Annotated in this window: 14 protein-coding genes; 4 read left to right on the top strand and 10 right to left on the bottom strand. The window is 56.0% G+C overall.

Features of this window, described 5'->3' with window-relative positions; all coding sequences use genetic code 11:
- The 4 genes from ACEQU8_RS02280 to alr form a co-directional block, all read right to left on the bottom strand.
- Positions 1-1,951 (bottom strand): efflux RND transporter permease subunit (locus tag ACEQU8_RS02280; RefSeq protein WP_370261181.1); only part of this gene is annotated, 1,951 nt, incomplete at its 3' end.
- The gene (locus tag ACEQU8_RS02275; RefSeq protein ID WP_370261179.1) at positions 1,948-3,048 is read right to left on the bottom strand and encodes an efflux RND transporter periplasmic adaptor subunit; all 1,101 of its coding nucleotides are present in this window, start codon (positions 3,046-3,048) and stop codon (positions 1,948-1,950) included. The genes ACEQU8_RS02280 and ACEQU8_RS02275, both read right to left, overlap by 4 nt.
- Before the next feature lie 60 nt (positions 3,049-3,108).
- Positions 3,109-4,488: a DNA repair protein RadA gene (gene radA / locus ACEQU8_RS02270; protein WP_370261178.1), complete on the bottom strand. Its 1,380-nt coding sequence runs from the start codon at positions 4,486-4,488 to the stop codon at positions 3,109-3,111.
- A 4-nt stretch (positions 4,489-4,492) separates the two neighbouring features.
- Positions 4,493-5,596: an alanine racemase gene (alr, locus tag ACEQU8_RS02265; RefSeq protein WP_370261176.1), complete on the bottom strand. Its 1,104-nt coding sequence runs from the start codon at positions 5,594-5,596 to the stop codon at positions 4,493-4,495.
- A gap of 158 nt (positions 5,597-5,754) precedes the next feature.
- Between alr and lplT the strand changes: the two genes are divergently transcribed.
- Positions 5,755-7,038, top strand: coding sequence for a lysophospholipid transporter LplT (lplT, locus tag ACEQU8_RS02260; RefSeq protein ID WP_370261175.1), 1,284 nt, complete (start codon positions 5,755-5,757; stop codon positions 7,036-7,038).
- On the opposite strand, the gene ACEQU8_RS02255 is transcribed toward lplT, so the two are convergent.
- The 5 genes from ACEQU8_RS02255 to ispD are packed head-to-tail and all read right to left on the bottom strand — an operon-like array spanning position 6,992 to position 10,083.
- Positions 6,992-7,678, bottom strand: a complete 687-nt coding sequence (locus tag ACEQU8_RS02255) for a uracil-DNA glycosylase (RefSeq protein ID WP_370261174.1) — start codon at positions 7,676-7,678, stop codon at positions 6,992-6,994. The two genes, lplT and ACEQU8_RS02255, sit on opposite strands and share 47 nt — an antisense overlap.
- Before the next feature lie 3 nt (positions 7,679-7,681).
- Positions 7,682-8,140 (bottom strand): ribosomal protein S18-alanine N-acetyltransferase, encoded by a 459-nt coding sequence (gene rimI, locus ACEQU8_RS02250; RefSeq protein ID WP_370261172.1) that lies wholly within the window; start codon positions 8,138-8,140, stop codon positions 7,682-7,684.
- Entirely contained in the window at positions 8,127-8,867 is a 741-nt protein-coding gene (gene tsaB, locus ACEQU8_RS02245) for a tRNA (adenosine(37)-N6)-threonylcarbamoyltransferase complex dimerization subunit type 1 TsaB (RefSeq protein WP_370261171.1), read from the bottom strand. The genes rimI and tsaB overlap by 14 nt, the downstream gene beginning before the upstream one ends.
- The gene (gene ispF / locus ACEQU8_RS02240; RefSeq protein WP_370261170.1) at positions 8,864-9,358 is read right to left on the bottom strand and encodes a 2-C-methyl-D-erythritol 2,4-cyclodiphosphate synthase; all 495 of its coding nucleotides are present in this window, start codon (positions 9,356-9,358) and stop codon (positions 8,864-8,866) included. The genes tsaB and ispF overlap by 4 nt, the downstream gene beginning before the upstream one ends.
- On the bottom strand, positions 9,355-10,083 hold the full coding sequence (ispD, locus tag ACEQU8_RS02235) for a 2-C-methyl-D-erythritol 4-phosphate cytidylyltransferase (protein ID WP_370261168.1): 729 nt from the start codon (positions 10,081-10,083) through the stop codon (positions 9,355-9,357). Before ispD ends, ispF begins: the two co-directional genes overlap by 4 nt.
- Positions 10,084-10,180: 97 nt before the next feature.
- Between ispD and mfd the strand changes: the two genes are divergently transcribed.
- From mfd to serB, 3 genes are read left to right on the top strand one after another with little or no spacing between them, the layout of a single operon-like run.
- Positions 10,181-13,651 carry a transcription-repair coupling factor gene (mfd, locus tag ACEQU8_RS02230; RefSeq protein WP_370261167.1) on the top strand — a complete coding sequence of 1,157 codons (3,471 nt, stop codon included), beginning with the start codon at positions 10,181-10,183 and terminating at the stop codon, positions 13,649-13,651.
- Positions 13,648-14,679 carry a hypothetical protein gene (locus tag ACEQU8_RS02225; protein ID WP_370261166.1) on the top strand — a complete coding sequence of 344 codons (1,032 nt, stop codon included), beginning with the start codon at positions 13,648-13,650 and terminating at the stop codon, positions 14,677-14,679. The genes mfd and ACEQU8_RS02225 overlap by 4 nt, the downstream gene beginning before the upstream one ends.
- On the top strand, positions 14,676-15,548 hold the full coding sequence (gene serB / locus ACEQU8_RS02220; RefSeq protein WP_370261165.1) for a phosphoserine phosphatase SerB: 873 nt from the start codon (positions 14,676-14,678) through the stop codon (positions 15,546-15,548). The genes ACEQU8_RS02225 and serB overlap by 4 nt, the downstream gene beginning before the upstream one ends.
- A 59-nt stretch (positions 15,549-15,607) precedes the next feature.
- Here serB and bktB read toward each other — a convergent pair whose 3' ends face one another.
- A complete protein-coding gene (bktB, locus tag ACEQU8_RS02215; RefSeq protein ID WP_370261163.1) occupies positions 15,608-16,789 on the bottom strand; it encodes a beta-ketothiolase BktB in 1,182 nt (393 codons plus the stop codon).
- Positions 16,790-16,889: the final 100 nt, after the last annotated feature.

The raw sequence follows: 16,889 nt of genomic DNA, 5'->3' as shown, positions 1-16,889 counted from the left end.
CAAGATGCGCCTTCAGTTTGCCCCGCAACACTTCACGATCTTCAAAGCTCTTGGGGGTCACAATGAATTCGGCCAGGTTGCTTTGCACAAATTTTTGGTCCAGCGACAAATAAAAACGGGGCGCGCCGTCACCCACAAACGCAGCGTAACCCTCCACCTCGGGTTGCTCCTTTAGCCAGCCCTCCAGAGTCTTGGCCTGGCGCTCGGTTTCGGCAAACGCTGTGCCCTCGGGCAACCACAGGTTGACCATAATCTCCAGGCGATTGGAATCTGGGAAAAACTGCTGCTCAATAAATTTGAACGAATAAGCGCCACCTGCAAAAGACAGCGCGGTGATTGCAATGGTGATCCACCGATGCTGAACACACCACGCCACCCACTTGCGAAACCCGTGATAAAACGGGGTGTTGAACACTTCATGTTGGGCATGGTCGCCACTTGGTTTTTTTAGTAACCAGAACCCAATGTAGGGTACAAAAATGACCGCCACAAACCATGACAACACCAAGGCAATCGCGGTCACGGCAAAAATGGAATAGGTGTATTCGCCCGCTGCACTTTGCGCCAGGGCAATCGGCAAAAACCCCGCTGCCGTGATCAGCGTGCCCGTGAGCATGGGAATGGCCGTGGATTCGTAAGCAAAAATTGCCGAGTCAAATCGCGAATACCCCTCTTCCAATTTACGCACCATCATTTCCACAGCGATGATGGCGTCGTCCACCAACAAGCCCAGCGCAATAATGAGCGCCCCCAGCGAAATTTTATGAAGGTTGATGTCAAAAAATGACATAGCCAAAAAGGTCAGCGCCAACACCAGGGGAATGGTTAAAGCCACCACCAAACCGGGACGCATGTCCACACGGAAAGGTTTGGTGTGCAAGCCAAGGCTTAAAAAGCTCACCGCCAACACGATCACAATGGCCTCAATCAGCACCTTCACAAACTCGCCCACCGAGGTTTGCACCGACTTGGGTTGATCGGCCACGCGCTGCATGTCAATTCCGATGGGCAGTTGCGACAATATCTTCTGTTCTGCTTTGCGGAGGTTTTCACCCAATGCAATGATGTCGCCACCATTGACCATCGAAATACCCAAGCCAATGACTTCTTGACCGTTAAATCGCATCTTTGAAATGGGCGGGTCTTCGTAGCCGCGATACACCTTTGCAATGTCCTTTAGCAGCAAGGTGTTTTGCCCAGCGCGTATCGGTGTGTTGGCAATGTCTTCGATGGACTCAAATTGACCCTCAATGCGCGACCATATTTTTTGGTCTTCAAGGCTGAGCACGCCTTGGGACACCACTGCATTTTGCCCATTGATTTGCGCTAGCACGTCGTTGGCTGAAATGCCCAACTGAGCAAGCCTGTAGTGCGACACATCGATGAACACTTTTTCAGCCTGCACGCCCAGCATTTGCACTTTGGCCACATCGGGCACTTTCAGCAACTCCTGACGCACCTGAATCACGAAATCCTTCAGTTCGCTGTATTGAAAGCCTTGCGCAGAAAAAGCGAGCAACACCCCGAAAGTGTCGCCAAACTCATCGTTGAAAAAAGGGCCAATCACGCCTTTGGGTAACACCCGGGCCGCATCACTGACGCGCTTTCGCGTGGTGTACCAAACATCTTGAACTTGCTTAGGCGGGGCACTGTCCTCCAACTGAAGAAAAATGACGGTTTCCCCCGGTTTGGAATACGACCGAATTTTGTCGGCAAACGGCACTTCTTGAATAATTTTTTCGATGGGGTCTGCCACCTGCTGGGCCATTTGCATCGCGGTTGCGCCAGGCCAATACGCCCGCACCACCATGCCGCGAAACACAAAAGGCGGATCCTCTTCCTGGCCAAGAGAAAAGAATGCAGCGGCCCCAGCCATTAAAAACACAGCCAGAAGGTATCGAATCAGTGGTTGGTTTTCCAGGGCCCAACGCGAGAGGTTGATTTTCCTCATGGCTTAACGCTACCCGGTTCAATGAAACGGCGAACACGCTGCCCTTCGTTCAACACATGGGTACCTGCCGTGACCACCAACTCACCCGGCTCTAGTCCCTCATTCACCAAAAACGCACTTTCAGAAACATCGTGGGGCTGCACTTTGCGTTTGTTGACCACGCCCTGGTCCTCGTCAAACACCCAAACGAAAGCACCATCGTGAGCAGCCACCAGAGCGGATATGGGCAATGAAAAAGAACCGGATGTTGCATCTTTTTTAAAGTGCACGGTCGCACTCATGCCAAAGCGCGCATCGGGCCCCGCCTCTGGAAGATCCAAATGCACCGCATAGGTGCGGGTGAGCGGGTCAGCCACAGGGGAAACTTCCCGCACCACAGCGGCCTGGCTCTTGCCCAGGGACCACAATTCAAGCTCAGCTTTTTGGCCGGGCCGAATGCTTTGCACACGCCCCTCAGGCACGGCCAGCGTGGCCTGCACCACGTTGCTTTGCGCCCACCCCACCACTGCCTGCCCAGCGGCCAACACTTGCCCTGGCTCGGCATACACGGCAAAAACCACCCCATCACCTGGCGCGCGCAAATGAGCATACGAGGCCTGGTTGCGCTGTACATCCAACTGGGCTTTGGCTTGAGCAAAGCGGCTGGCTGCCGCATCGTGCGCCAACTGCCGGCGGTCCACTTCTGCTTGGCTCACAAAGTTTTGTGACTTCAAACTGCGCGCGCGCTCCAAGTCGGTCTGGGCCTGCGCCAGTTCGGCTTGAGCGGCATTAAATTGAGCCTGCGCCGCTTGCAAACCGAGGGCCAGGTCTTTGGGGTCGATGCGAGCCAAAGCCTGCCCCTGTTTAACCCGATCCCCCACCTCGGCCTGCCGTTCCAACAATTTCCCCCCGACCTGAAAACTCAACCTCGCTTGGTGGCGCGGCTCCAATTGGGCCGGAAAGCTGTCGGTTTTGGTTGCCTCGCCACGCTGCAATTCCATCACGCGCACCGGGCGCACCACCTCCGTGGTGTCTACACCGGGCCTGGAACAGGCAACAAGCAGAAAACTGGCCAGGCAGGCCAGGCCAATGGGAAGGCATCGTTGGTGTGATTGCATGTCATGCTCTTTGTTATATTTGCAGAACTGGCGCAATTGTCGGCGCAATCAAACGTTTAGTCAAAAACAATCCAAGGTGCTTCTTAAAGCATCCAAGGCCTTTTCAACCCGCTCAACGCCAATCACGGTTAAACCTTTGATGGCCTGTTTGGGTGCATTGCTGGCCGGCACAATGGCATGGGTAAAGCCCAACTTGGCCGCTTCGCGCAGCCGCTCTTGGCCTCGAGGCGCAGGGCGAATTTCGCCAGACAAACCGATTTCGCCAAACACCACCAGTTCCCGGGGCAAACGTTTGTTACGCAGAGAAGACACCATGGCCAGCACGATGGCCAAATCCGCAGCGGGTTCCGAGATTCGAACCCCACCCACTGCGTTAATAAAAATGTCTTGATCAAAAAACTGAAGACCAGCATGCCGATGCATCACAGCCAGCAACATGGCCAGACGGTTTTGCTCCAAGCCAACAGAAAGGCGTCTGGGTGCGGGCGAATGCGAGCCATCCACCAAGGCCTGAATTTCCACCAATAGGGGGCGGGCACCTTCCTGGGTCACCATTACACACGAGCCAGCCACCCACTCGGCCTGCTGAGACAAAAACAAAGCTGATGGGTTGTTAACCCCTTTCAGCCCACGGTCGGTCATCGCAAAAACACCCAGTTCATTCACTGCACCAAATCGGTTTTTAAATGCGCGCACCAACCTGAACGAAGATTGGGAATCACCTTCAAAATACAACACGGTGTCAACAATATGCTCTAAAACCCGTGGACCAGCCAAGGTGCCCTCTTTGGTCACATGGCCCACCAAAATGGTGGTAATTCCCATGCTTTTGGCCACCCGGGTTAATTGGCTGGCACATTCACGCACTTGGCTGACCGAGCCCGGGGCCGCACTGAGTTCTGCCGTGTACAGGGTTTGAATAGAGTCAATCACCAACACCTGCGGCTTGAGGTTTTCCAGTTGAGCCAAAATTTGCTCAAGCTGAATTTCAGTGAGTACATGAAGGTCAGCATGCTCCAGACCCAAGCGCTGTGCCCTCAAGGCAATCTGCCCGGCGGATTCTTCGCCACTCACATACAGGGTTGAATGGCTATGGGCCAAAGCCACCATGGACTGCAACAGCAAAGTGGATTTGCCAATGCCGGGGTCTCCCCCCAACAGCACGACCATACCGGGCACCATGCCGCCACCGAGCACCCGATCAAACTCGCTTACTCCACTGCCGAATCGGGGATGTTCCTGGGCTTGAATTTGAGACAGCTTGACCACCTGGTTGCTTTGCGCAGCCAAGGCCGAGAAGCGATTGGACTTGGCCGGTGCCGCACTCACCGCAGACTCCACCAAAGTGTTCCATGCGGTGCATTCACTGCACTGCCCCTGCCATTTGGCAAAGACAGCCCCGCATTCGATGCATTGGTATTGGGTTTTTGTTTTGGCCATGCGCTTAAGCCTTTACCTGCATAGGCACGCGCGGGGCCACAGCGCACAACAGTTCATAGGAAATGGTGCCGCAACTGTGGGCCACGTCATCGACTGCCACGTTCGGCCCCCAAAGCTCAACTGGTGTGCCCACTTGGGCTTCCGGGATGTCGGTGATGTCGATGGTGAGCATGTCCATGGAGACTCGCCCGGCCAGTGGGGCAATGCGCCCACACACGCCGGTGGGGGTCTGGTCTGGTGCATGGCGCGGGTAGCCATCGGCGTAACCGCAGGCCACCACCGCAATTCGACTGTTGCGCCGGGCCTCCCAGCGCGAGCCATAACCCACGCGCTGCCCGGTACGCACCTGCTGAACGGCCAATATTTGGCTTTGAAGATGCATGGCGGGTCGCAGACCATATTCGGCCGCGCCACGCGGGCCAGGGCTGGCGCCGTAAGTGGCAATGCCGGGTCTGGCAATGTCACCCACCCAAGCGGTACAGTTCAAAACGCCCGCCGAATTTCCCAGGCTGCTGGCCCAATGGTTGGGCTTGAGCTGCATGAGTTTTTGGTGTTGGTCGATTGGGCTGGGGGCCACCTCCATGAGGTTGGCTGCATCAGCGTTGGCGAAGTGGGTCATTAATACGGGGGTTGGCCATGCGCCCTTGCTGGCCAATTGGTCCAGCATATGCACGGCTTGGGGTGCCTCATCCAAGGTAAAACCCAATCGGTTCATGCCGGTGTTTACTTTCAAAAAAATACGAGGTTTGTATTTCAGGGGCCCACCAAGGCTCTGGGAGGTTAATTGCGCCAGTTGATCGGCTTTGTGAACCACCCAGTCCAACCGCCAATCCAAAGCGGCGGCAATGTCCTCGGAATCAAAGCACCCCTCCAGCAATACTATGGGCTTGGCCCATCCCATTTGCCGCAAAGCAATGGCGCCTTCAATTTCTAAAATGGCCAGCGCATCGGCCTGTTGCAATGCAGGGTAGATTCGACTTAATCCGTGCCCGTAGGCATTGGCCTTCACCACTGGCATGCACACACGCCCCGTTAACAAACCTTTGATTGTGCTCACGTTGTGAGCAATTGCATCCAAATGAACCGTGGCAGAAATGGGTCTGGGCATGGGAATAATGGGGACAAAAGCGCAAGGGGGTGTAACGCTGCAAATTGGCTGTGGCACCACGCGCCAGCCGTGCGGATATGATATAACGCCTCAACACCATTGAACGAGCAGCGTATCGGCGTGCGCCCTTTTTTGGCGCATGCATCACCAATTGTTGAATGAAACCTGGCTTTTACACCATCATGGCAGCGCAGTTTTTTTCTTCGCTTGCCGACAACGCCTTGCTGATCGCGGCCATTGCGCTGCTATTTCAAATCCAGTCGCCCGAGTGGATGACCCCGCTATTGAAGCTTTTTTTCGTGGTGTCCTATGTGCTGCTCGCGCCATTTGTTGGCGGCTTTGCAGACACGTTGCCCAAGGGCAAGGTGATGTTCATCACCAACTCCATCAAAATCGTGGGTTGCCTGATGATGTTTTTTGGCGTGCACCCTTTGATTTCTTATGCAGTGGTGGGCCTGGGCGCAGCGGCATATTCTCCGGCCAAGTACGGCATTCTCACTGAACTGCTTCCGCACGATCGCCTGGTAGAGGCCAACGGGTGGATTGAAGGCCTCACCGTGCTCTCCATCATTTTAGGCACTGTGTTGGGGGGCATCTTGATTGCACCCGCTACATCTCAGTACCTCATGCAATTGCACATCCCCGGAGTGACCGACGGCATGGACACGCCCGCAGAGGCCGCCGTGTTTGTCATCACCGCTGGCTACCTCATCGCTGCGGTGTTCAACCTGCGCATTCCAGACACCGGGGCACGCTACGAACCTCAGTTGAACCACCCCATCATCATGACCCGCCGCTTCATGGGTTGCGTCAAGCAGCTTTGGAGCGACAAGTTGGGGCAAATTTCCTTGGCCGTCACCACTCTTTTCTGGGGAGCTGGCGCCACTCTTCAGTTCATCGTGCTGAAGTGGGCCGAGGTGGCCTTGGGTCTAAGCCTGGACAAGGGTGCCATTTTACAGGGCGTGTGTGCGTTTGGCGTTGCGGCTGGGGCCGTGGTGGCTGCCAAGAGCATCCCGCTTAAAAAGTCGATGAAAGTGCTGCCCATGGGCATCTTGATGGGTCTGGTTTGCATGACCATGACCCTGGTCAACAACCTGAATACGGCTTACATTTTGATCACCGTCGTGGGGGCTTTGAGCGGCTTTTTCGTGGTGCCCATGAATGCACTGCTTCAGCATCGGGGTCATGTGCTGATGAGCGCCGGGCGCTCTATTGCCATTCAAAACTTCAATGAAAACATCTCGGTGCTTACCATGCTGGGCGTGTATGCGCTGCTCATCAGTTTTGATGTGCACGTCAACAACGTGATTTTGATGTTTGGCGGGTTTGTGATGGTGACCATGTTCCTCGTGATTATTTGGCACCGCCGCAACCAGCGGATGTACAACGTCGAATCTAGGATCGGCGAAGACCGCCCTGTAGGCATTCCACCTGCTGTTTAAGCAGAAGAAGATCGTCCCAGGCCTTGCTCTTTTCTTCAGGTCTGCGCAACAGGTAGGCCGGGTGATAGGTGGCGACCGCCGGTATTCGTAACCCAGCCAACTCCACCCAATGCACCTGGCCGCGCAACTTGCCAACGGCTTGGTCAGTGCGCAGCAAAGCCTGCATGGCAAAGCGCCCCACCAACAAAATGGCCTGTGGCGCCACCTGCTGAATTTGCTGATGCAGGTAGGGCAGGCATTGCTCAATTTCTGAAGGCTCTGGATCGCGATTGCCCGGGGGGCGGCACTTCAATACATTGGCAATGTACGTGTTGCTGCTGCGGGTGGCCCCTACGGCCAACAACATGCGGTCCAACAACTGCCCAGCCCGCCCTACAAAAGGAAGCCCAGTGGCGTCTTCTTCTGCCCCGGGGGCCTCACCCACCACCATCAATGGCGCATTCGTTTGCCCGTCAGCAAACACGGTTTGTTGGCGGCTTTTACAAAGCCCGCATGCTTGACACGTCTCAACTTGCTGCTGCAGTTCTGCCAAGTCGACATTGCCCATCACGCTCGAATCTGTGGGCCGGGCATCTCCCTGTCGCAGAGTCCACACGGGGCCCAGCCCCATGGCTTCGAACAAGGTGGATCGGTCTACCATCGCCTACTCCATCGCGCTGAATTTCTTGAACATCACCAAGGCATCCTCTCGCCCCTCACGGGCTGGGTAGTAATTTTTACGCACACCAATCAGCTTGAAACCCTGTTTCTCATAGAGCGCTCGGGCACTTGTGTTGCTGGGCCGCACTTCCAGCAGCATGCCACTGGCCCCAGCCGCGCGGGCTTGATCCAGCCCCCACAGCAACAGGTGCTTGCCGTGCCCTCGCCCTTGCAGGTCTGCACGCACAGAAATATTCAGCAAATGAAACTCATCGACCACATGCATCAGCACAATGTAGCCAACCAATTGTTGATCCAGCCACATGCAGTGCAAACGGTACCCGGCCCGCATGGAATCAATAAAATTACGCCCGCTCCAGGGAAACTCGTAAATTTGGGTTTCCACCAGCATCACTGCAGGTACATCTGCCTCGGTCATGGGGCGAATACTAAACACGGCCATTTTTTTCTGCTACACGTTCAGCGGTGGTTTGAGCCACCTTATCGCGCACATACAGGGGCTGGCAATTCAATGGCGAGGTGGTTTTGCCGGCGCGTACTGCCTGCCATCCAAGCCCGGCCAAGGCCACAGCATTGGGCTGCCCCACCCAGGTGCCCGGCGGCCACGGGGCAGGCAAAAGGTCCGCCACTTGCTCTGCCATCACCATGGGCAAGCCTGGGGCACCCGGCCCTAAAGCACCCCGCCACGCCTGCTCAATCGGCAACAGGGCCGGTGGGCTCAACCACTCGGTGCCTTGCTCGCCCAAGCGAAGGCTGGCCACATACAGTTCGCCCAAGCGCGCATCCAAAAAGCATTGCACCCCTTGATCCAAGGGCACCCGGCTTGCTTGCGCTTGCGCGGCCAAGCACTCAAACCTACGGACGGGCACCACAGGTACACCCCAAGCTGTGGCCAGGCCCTGCACCACGCCACAGGCAGTGCGCAGGCTTGTGAATCCGCCCGGCCCGACGTCGGCCACCAAGGCGGTGCATTGGGCTGGCGCAAGGCTATGCTGGTGAAGCTCGGCCTGTAGGCGTGGCAACAAAGTCAAGGATTGCATGTTGTATTCACGAATGGTGAATTCAAACAGCACAGCGCCATCTTTGGCTGTGGCTGCCACATGGGCCACACCGCTGCTGGTGGTGATGGCAATTAAGTACGCATCATCTTGGGCAATGGGCGTACTCAAGCTGTTTTCCTCATCAAAACCACGGCTTGCGCCTCAATGGCTTCCTTGCGGCCCAGGTAGCCCAGTTTTTCATTCGTCTTGGCCTTGATATTGACGCAATCCCTGGGCAGTTTACACAGGCTGACCAGGCTGGCATGCAGGGCCTCCATGTGCGGTGCAAGCTTGGGGCTTTGGCAAATCACTGTGGTGTCTACATTGATCAACTCATACCCGGCCGCACGGGCCCTGCCCAATACTTCAAGCAACAACTGACCGCTGTCGGCCCCTTCAAAGGCCGGATCGGTGTCTGAAAAGTGAGTGCCAATGTCGCCCATGGCACATGCGCCCAACACTGCATCGGTGATCGCATGCAGCAAAGCATCGGCATCTGAATGGCCAAGCAAGCCCACAGGCGAGTCAATGTGCACCCCCCCCAAAATCAGTTTTCGCCCCTCGACCAGGCGATGCACATCGTAACCTTGACCAATTCGAAGGGTATGTAAGGTGTTCATTTCAACTCCGTGGCCAAGCCTAGCAAACGCGCCAACGCGCGAAGGTCTTGGGGCTGGGTGATTTTCATGTTCTCAATGTGACCTTGCACAATCAAAGGCGACAATCCCATGGTCTCAATGGCGCTGGCCTCATCGGTTATTTTGGCCCCTTGGTAAATACATTCTGCCAGAGCCAGAGCCAACGCCTGCGCCCTGAACATTTGCGGGGTTTGTGCGCACCACAGCCCGTCCCGAGCCACGGTGGTTTGGCTGCTCACTACACCACCCTCACCCTCTACACCGCGCTTGACAGTGTCAGCCACTGGCACGGCCAACAAACCCCCAGCCACATGTTCGCTGCATTCATCAATCAACTTGGACAAGGCAGTGGGCTGCAAGCCGGGCCGCGCCGCATCGTGGACTAGCACCCAGTCGGTTTCGCCCACTCGCCCCTCAGCCAATAAATGGTTTAGAGCATTAAGCACGGTGTTGACACGTTCAACACCCCCTTGATGCAAAACTTCGACCCGATCCAACCCTGCCAAGGCATTGGCCACATGCGGGTCCCCGGCAGCAACCACCACAAACACCTTGAGCACGCGCGGGTCTGCCAACAAAGCCATGGCGCTGCGGCGCAAGACGGTGTGCTGCCCCAGAAGGTGATACTGCTTGGGCAGATCCGTGCCAAATCGCCGCCCGGCTCCACCTGCGGGGATTAAACCAAAATACTTTGCCGTGTTGGGCATGCGCGCTTGTTCCAATCGTAGGGCGTGGCCCCGTATAATATGGGCCTTGTTGTCAACACCCCCACCCCGGCCAAACCGGCATGGTGAGGGTTTTTTTATGCTGTCACATTTTACTTCTTCTTTTCAGCTCGCCGGCGGGCACAAGCTCAGCTTGGCACACCCGCCCGCCAGTGCAGACGCCTTTTTGCTGGCTCAATTGTGTACGCACAGTCGCGAAATTGGCCGCGTTTGCCTGGTGGTGTGTGCCAACCCCCACGATGCCACTCGCCTGCAAGATGAAATCCGATTGTTTGCACCCGAGCTGCGTGTGCACCACTTGCCAGACTGGGAAACCCTGCCCTACGACAGCCTGTCGGCTCACCAAGACCTGGTGTCAGAACGTCTGGCCACTTTGTACCAAACACAGCGCAACGAAATCGACGTACTCATCGTGGCGGCATCCACTGCGGTGCAGCGCTTGGCGCCCCCAGCCTTTTTGGCGGGCAGCACCTTCTTTTTTAAAACAGGGGACACACTCGACGAAGCCAAATTGCGCAGCCAGTTGACCACGGCTGGTTATCACCACGTGTCACAGGTGATGACACCGGGCGAGTACTGCATACGGGGCGGCATCATCGACCTGTTTCCTACCGGAGCAGCTTTGCCTGTTCGCATCGATCTGTTTGACGACGAGATCGAATCCATCAAAACATTTGATGTAGACACCCAACGAAGCCTTTACCCCGTGCGTGAAATGCGCCTGCTGCCAGGGCGCGAGTACCCCATGGACGAACAAAGCCGCGCCCAATTCCGCAGCCGCTGGCGCGAGCGCTTCGAGGGAGATCCTTCAAAAGTCGCGATCTACAAAGACATGGGTAGCGGCGTGGCCTCGGCGGGCATTGAATACTACCTGCCTCTTTTTTTTGAGACCACCGCCAGCTTGGCCGATTACATGCCCGAGTCGCCCTGCGTGCTCATTCAACATGGCGACGTAGACCAAGCCCTGCAAACCTTTTGGGCGGACACACAAAGCCGATTCGACTTCTTGTCCAAAGACATCGAACGCCCCATTTTGCGACCCAACGAGATTTACCTTCGCGCCGAAGAGTTTTACAAACTATTCGATCAAGCGGCCCGAGTGAACCTGTCGGCCAGCAAAAATGCTTTGTTGCCCGAATTCCATGGCGTGGCTCTCCCCGACCTTTCGGCCGACCGCAAGGCCGATGACCCCTTGCACAAGCTAAAAAACCTGGTTGAACGCGCTGGCACGCCCAACCACTACGCGCAAATTGTGGTGGTGGCCCCAACGGATGGGCGACGCGAAACCCTGCTGCAGTACTTTGCAGAACACGGCTTAAAACCACAGCTTGCCGCGGGCTTGCAAGAGGCTTTAAGCAGCGCGCAAGCCTTCTCGCTGTGCACAGCCGCCTTGGACCAAGGGTTTGGGGTGCTCCACGGGCAAACCCCCAAGGTCGCTTTTGTAACAGAAGCTGAGCTGTTTTCCTTGGCGCCCAAGCGTCGTGGGGCTCGCCGCCAGCAAGAGCGACAAAGCAACGTTGAATCCATGATTCGGGATTTGTCCGAACTCAAAGTGGGCGACCCGGTCGTGCATCAACAGCACGGCATTGGTCGTTACCAAGGTTTAACGAGCATGGACCTGGGTGAAGGCGCGTCCGAGTTTTTGCACCTCGAATATGCCAACGGCGCCAATTTATTTGTGCCCGTGGCTCAACTGCATGTGATTGCCCGCTACAGCGGAGCAGACCCCGAAACGGCGCCCGTTCATGCTTTAGGCTCTGGCCAGTGGGAAAAGGCCAAAAACAAAGCGGCCAAAATGGTGCGCGACACCGCCGCAGAGTTGCTCAACCTGTACGCAAGGCGCGCCTTGCGTAAGGGCCATGAATTTAAACTCAGCGTGGGCGATTACGAGGCCTTTGTTGAGAAATTCGGCTTTGAAGAAACTGCTGACCAAGCCGCGGCCATTCAAGCGGTCATCAACGACATGACCTCGCCGCGCCCCATGGATCGCCTGGTGTGTGGCGATGTAGGCTTTGGCAAAACAGAGGTGGCCCTGCGCGCGGCCTTTGTAAGCGTCATGGACGGCAAACAAGTGGTGTTGCTGGCCCCCACCACTCTTTTGGCTGAGCAACATTTTCAAACCTTCTCCGACCGCTTTGCTGACTGGCCGGTAAAAGTGGTTGAGTTGTCGCGCTTTAAATCGGCCAAAGAAATCCGCGAAGCGGTAGAACTCATCAATGCAGGCAAGGCCGACATCATCATCGGCACCCACAAAGTGCTCAGCTCTGACATCGAGTTTTCTCGCCTGGGCCTGGTAATCATTGATGAAGAGCACCGATTTGGTGTTCGTCAAAAAGAAGCGCTCAAAAATTTGCGAGCCGAGGTGGATGTTCTTACCCTCACCGCCACGCCCATTCCACGAACCTTGGCCATGAGCATGGAAGGCATACGCGACTTTTCTGTAATCGCCACGGCCCCGCAACGCCGCCTGGCCATCAAAACCTTCGTGCGGCGCGAGACCGACAGTGTGATCCGGGAAGCGGTTTTGCGCGAGCTAAAACGCGGCGGACAGGTGTACTACCTTCACAACGAGGTGGACACGATCGAAAACCGCAAAGAGGCGCTGGAGCGCATCATTCCTGAAGCGCGCATTGGAATTGCGCACGGCCAAATGAACGAGCGTGACCTGGAACGCGTGATGCGTGATTTTTATCAACAACGCTTCAATGTGTTGCTGTGCACCACCATCATCGAAACCGGCATCGATGTACCTTCGGCCAACACCATTGTGATTCATCGTGCAGACAAATTTGGTCTGGCCCAATTACACCAGTTGCGTGGCCGCGTGGGCCGCAGTCACCACCAAGCTTACGCTTATCTTATGGTGAACAATGAAGAGGGTCTGAGCAAGACAGCCGAGCGCCGCCTGGAAGCCATCACCATGATGGAAGACTTGGGCAGCGGCTTTTACTTGGCCATGCACGACCTGGAAATTCGTGGCGCAGGCGAGGTTTTGGGCGCCAACCAAAGTGGCAATGTTCACGAGGTGGGTTTTCAGATGTACTCCGACATGTTGAACCATGCTGTTCGCAGCTTGCGTGCTGGCAAAGAACCCGACTTGACAGCGCCCCTGCACGCCACTGTCGAGATCAATCTGCACACACCGGCCCTGCTGCCCGAGGACTATTGCCCCGATGTGCACGAGCGGCTTACACTCTACAAGCGCCTCGCAAGCACTGAAGACCTCGACGACATTGCATTCATTCAAGAAGAGCTGATCGACCGCTTTGGCAAACTACCGGAAGCCGCAAACACCCTTCTGGATACCCACCGCCTGCGGATTTTGGCTAAGCCTTTGGGCGTGCAAAAAATCGACAGTTCCAGCGAGGCCACCGTGATGCATTTTGATGCCAAACCCAATGTGGATGCAGGCAAAATCATTTTGATGATCCAAAAAGAAAAAGACATGAAACTGGCTGGGGCAGACCGGCTGCGCATTAACCGCAGCATGCCCAAGGTTGTTGATCGGGTGCAGTTTTTAAAAGGGCTGATTAAACAGCTATCCGCATGAATCCAGGTGAATTGCCCAACCCTTTCTACGGGACCCTTTCAAGCCTGCTCGCAGCCCTGCTTCTGTGGGTGGGCCACCCCGCCTGGGCAGCAACACCCCCCACCAACACCCCACAACAATTCGAGGAAGGTCTGCGGGTTTACAACGCTTTGCTTGAAAAAGCCCGGCGTGGCGACCCCGAAATTCAAACCACCCTTGGATTGATGCGCATGCAAGGCGAGGTTGTTCCACAAGATTTGAAGGTGGCCCGCGTGTGGCTGGGCAAAGCAGCATTGCAAAACCATGTGCCCGCGCAGTTCTACTTGGGCCAGTTGCTTTTGCTCGATGTGCTGGGCGCAACACCGACCGACCTGAACAAGCAACTCACCGAAGGCCTTGGATGGCTGCGCCGCGCGGCGCGCGAACAGCACAAGCCTGCGCAATTTTTGTACGCCAGCACTTTGCTTGAAAGTCAATTGGCCCAACCATTTGGCCACAGCAAAATAGAAGCCGAGCAAATGCTTTTGCTGTGTGCAGACACCCACCTGCCCTGTACTGAATATGCACTAAAGCGACTTGAAACCGACGACAGCAGCGAGACCAAACGCAGGTTGCTTTACATCATGGCCAACCATGGCGATGCAAATGCCATGTTTGAACTGGCCAGCTTTGCAAATGAAGATGACCTTTTTTGGATACGCCGTGCTGCTCGAGCTGCCCACCCCAGAGCCAGTTTCACGCTGGCTGATTTGGTGTTGCGAGGCGAAGTGCCCTTGCAGGGCGACGACCCTGCCTTGCTGGCCTTGCTGAACAACGCTGCCGGCCAAGGTGACCCCGACGCCATGCACCTGCTCGGGGTGCTGTTGGTCGAGGGCATGCGGCTACCTGTCAACCGCAGCTTGGGCTTACAATGGTTGAACAAGGCAGCCCAAGCTGGTCACGAACCCGCCAAGGCTTGGTTGCGCGACATGCCGCAAACAGCCAACACCCCAACAAACCCAACATTCGAGGTCACCCCTGCGAATGCCACAACGGAGGGAACGCCATGAGTCGACTGTTTTTTTCATCCAATACACTGAACACCGCACAGGTGCACAGCGCCCTTGATGCACTCAGCCTGCCCACTCTGGGCATTGAGGTAGAAAACCAGCAAGTTTGCATCGAGATTCCCGAGGCCTACACATTGCCCAAGGCAGCCATTGCAGACACCCTGAAACCACTGAGCCGAGCCCACCAATTCGACTTCGCTATTTTGGAATCTGAGTTTTTGGCAAGCGAATACAAACTGCTGGCCATGGACATGGACAGCACGTTGATCACCATTGAATGCATCGACGAAATAGCCGACTTTGCCGGCAAAAAAAAGGAAGTGTCCGAAATCACAGAAGCCGCCATGCGTGGCGAAATCAAAGACTTTTCTGAAAGTTTGAACCGTCGAGTGGCCCTGCTCAAAGGTGTGCCCGAAAGCTGCCTTCAATCAGTGTTTGAGGAGCGCTTGCGCCTTTCCCCGGGTGCCGAAGAATTGATCGCTTTTGCAAAAGCCAATAAATGGAAAACCTTGTTGGTCAGTGGTGGGTTCACCTACTTCACCGACAAAATGAAAGACACATTGGGGCTGGACTACACTCGATCCAACACATTAGAGATTGTCGAGGGCCATTTAACCGGCCGCGTCACAGGCACCATTGTGGATGCCGACGTGAAGCGCGAAACCGTGCTCGAAACCTGCAGCCTCATTGGCTGCGATCCTTCGCGCGCCATTGTGGTGGGCGATGGGTCCAACGACCTGAAAATGATGGAAATTGCAGGGGCCAGCGTGGCTTACCGTGCCAAGCCCGTGGTGCAAGAGAAAACCGATTTTTGCATCAACCACGGCGGCCTGGACACCATTTGTAAATGGTTTGAAGCCAATCTGTGATTCAACAACCAGGCTCGGCATAGGCACCGAGCCCGGTTTTTTAAAGCACCTAGACCAGATTACATCCGCTCAAAAATAGCGGCAATGCCCTGACCGCCACCAATACACATGGTGACCAGTGCATAGCGGCCTTGCACGCGCTGCAGTTCGTACAGGGCTTTCACCGTGATGATGGCTCCCGTGGCACCAATGGGGTGACCAATCGAGATGCCCGAGCCATTGGGGTTCACCTTGGCTGGGTCCATGCCCAGTTCCTTGGTGACCGCACACGCCTGAGCAGCAAAGGCCTCATTGGCCTCAATCACGTCGATGTCACTCATCTTCAAGCCTGCTTTGGCCAAGGCTTTTTTGGTGGCAGACACAGGCCCAATGCCCATGATGGTTGGCTCCACGCCCGTGTTGGCGTAGGCCACCAAGCGTGCCATGGGCTTCTTGCCAGCTTTTTCAGCGGCACTCCGCTCCATCAGCACCACGGCGGCGGCGCCATCATTCAAGCCAGAGGCATTGCCCGCGGTCACAGTGCCGTCTTTTTGGAACACAGTGCGCAGTTTGGCCATGCCCTCCAGAGTGGCGTCCGCACGCACATGCTCGTCGGTGTCAAACATCACAGGGCCTTTTTTGCTCTTGATTTCAACTGGCAGAATTTGGTCTTTAAAGTAACCATTGGCGATCGCGTTGGCTGCGCGTTTGTGGCTTTCAACAGCCAGTGCATCTTGCTCCTCACGTGAAATGCCAAATTCCTTGGCGACGTTTTCAGCTGTCACGCCCATGTGGATCACATGGAATGGGTCATGCAACGCACCCACCATCATGTCGATGCCTTTCATGTCGCCCATGCGCGCCCCCCAACGGGCCGCAGGCAGAATGTAGGGAGCACGGCTCATGCTTTCAGCGCCACCACCAATGGCGACATCGGCATCGCCCAGCATGATGCTCTGCGCAGCAGTCACGATGGCTTGCAGGCCAGAGCCGCACAACCGGTTCAGGGTCAGCGCAGGCGTGGTTTTGTCCAGCCCTCCTTCAATGGTGGCCACGCGGGCCAGGTACATGTCACGCGGCTCAGAATTGACCACATGCCCAAACACCACGTGGCCCACTTGGTCAGCAGCCACGCCAGCGCGGGCCACAGCTTCTTTGAGTACCATCGCGCCCATTTGGGTTGGGGAAAAATCTTTCAGGCTTCCCCCAAAATCGCCCACTGCGGTGCGCACACCGCTGACTACCACCACTTCACGCGTCATAGCTCTATCTCCTTGTTGTAATCGGTGTCTGTGGTTCAGGCGCGGCTTTGCACCTGCCCCCACAAATCATGCTCATCGCAATCGTCGATCAATACGTTTA

Origin of the sequence: Limnobacter sp., from assembly GCF_964228395.1 — a bacterium.
GTDB lineage: Bacteria > Pseudomonadota > Gammaproteobacteria > Burkholderiales > Burkholderiaceae_B > Limnobacter.
Note: the sequence above shows the minus strand (reverse complement) of the source record. Positions and strands in the feature narration are given on the sequence as shown.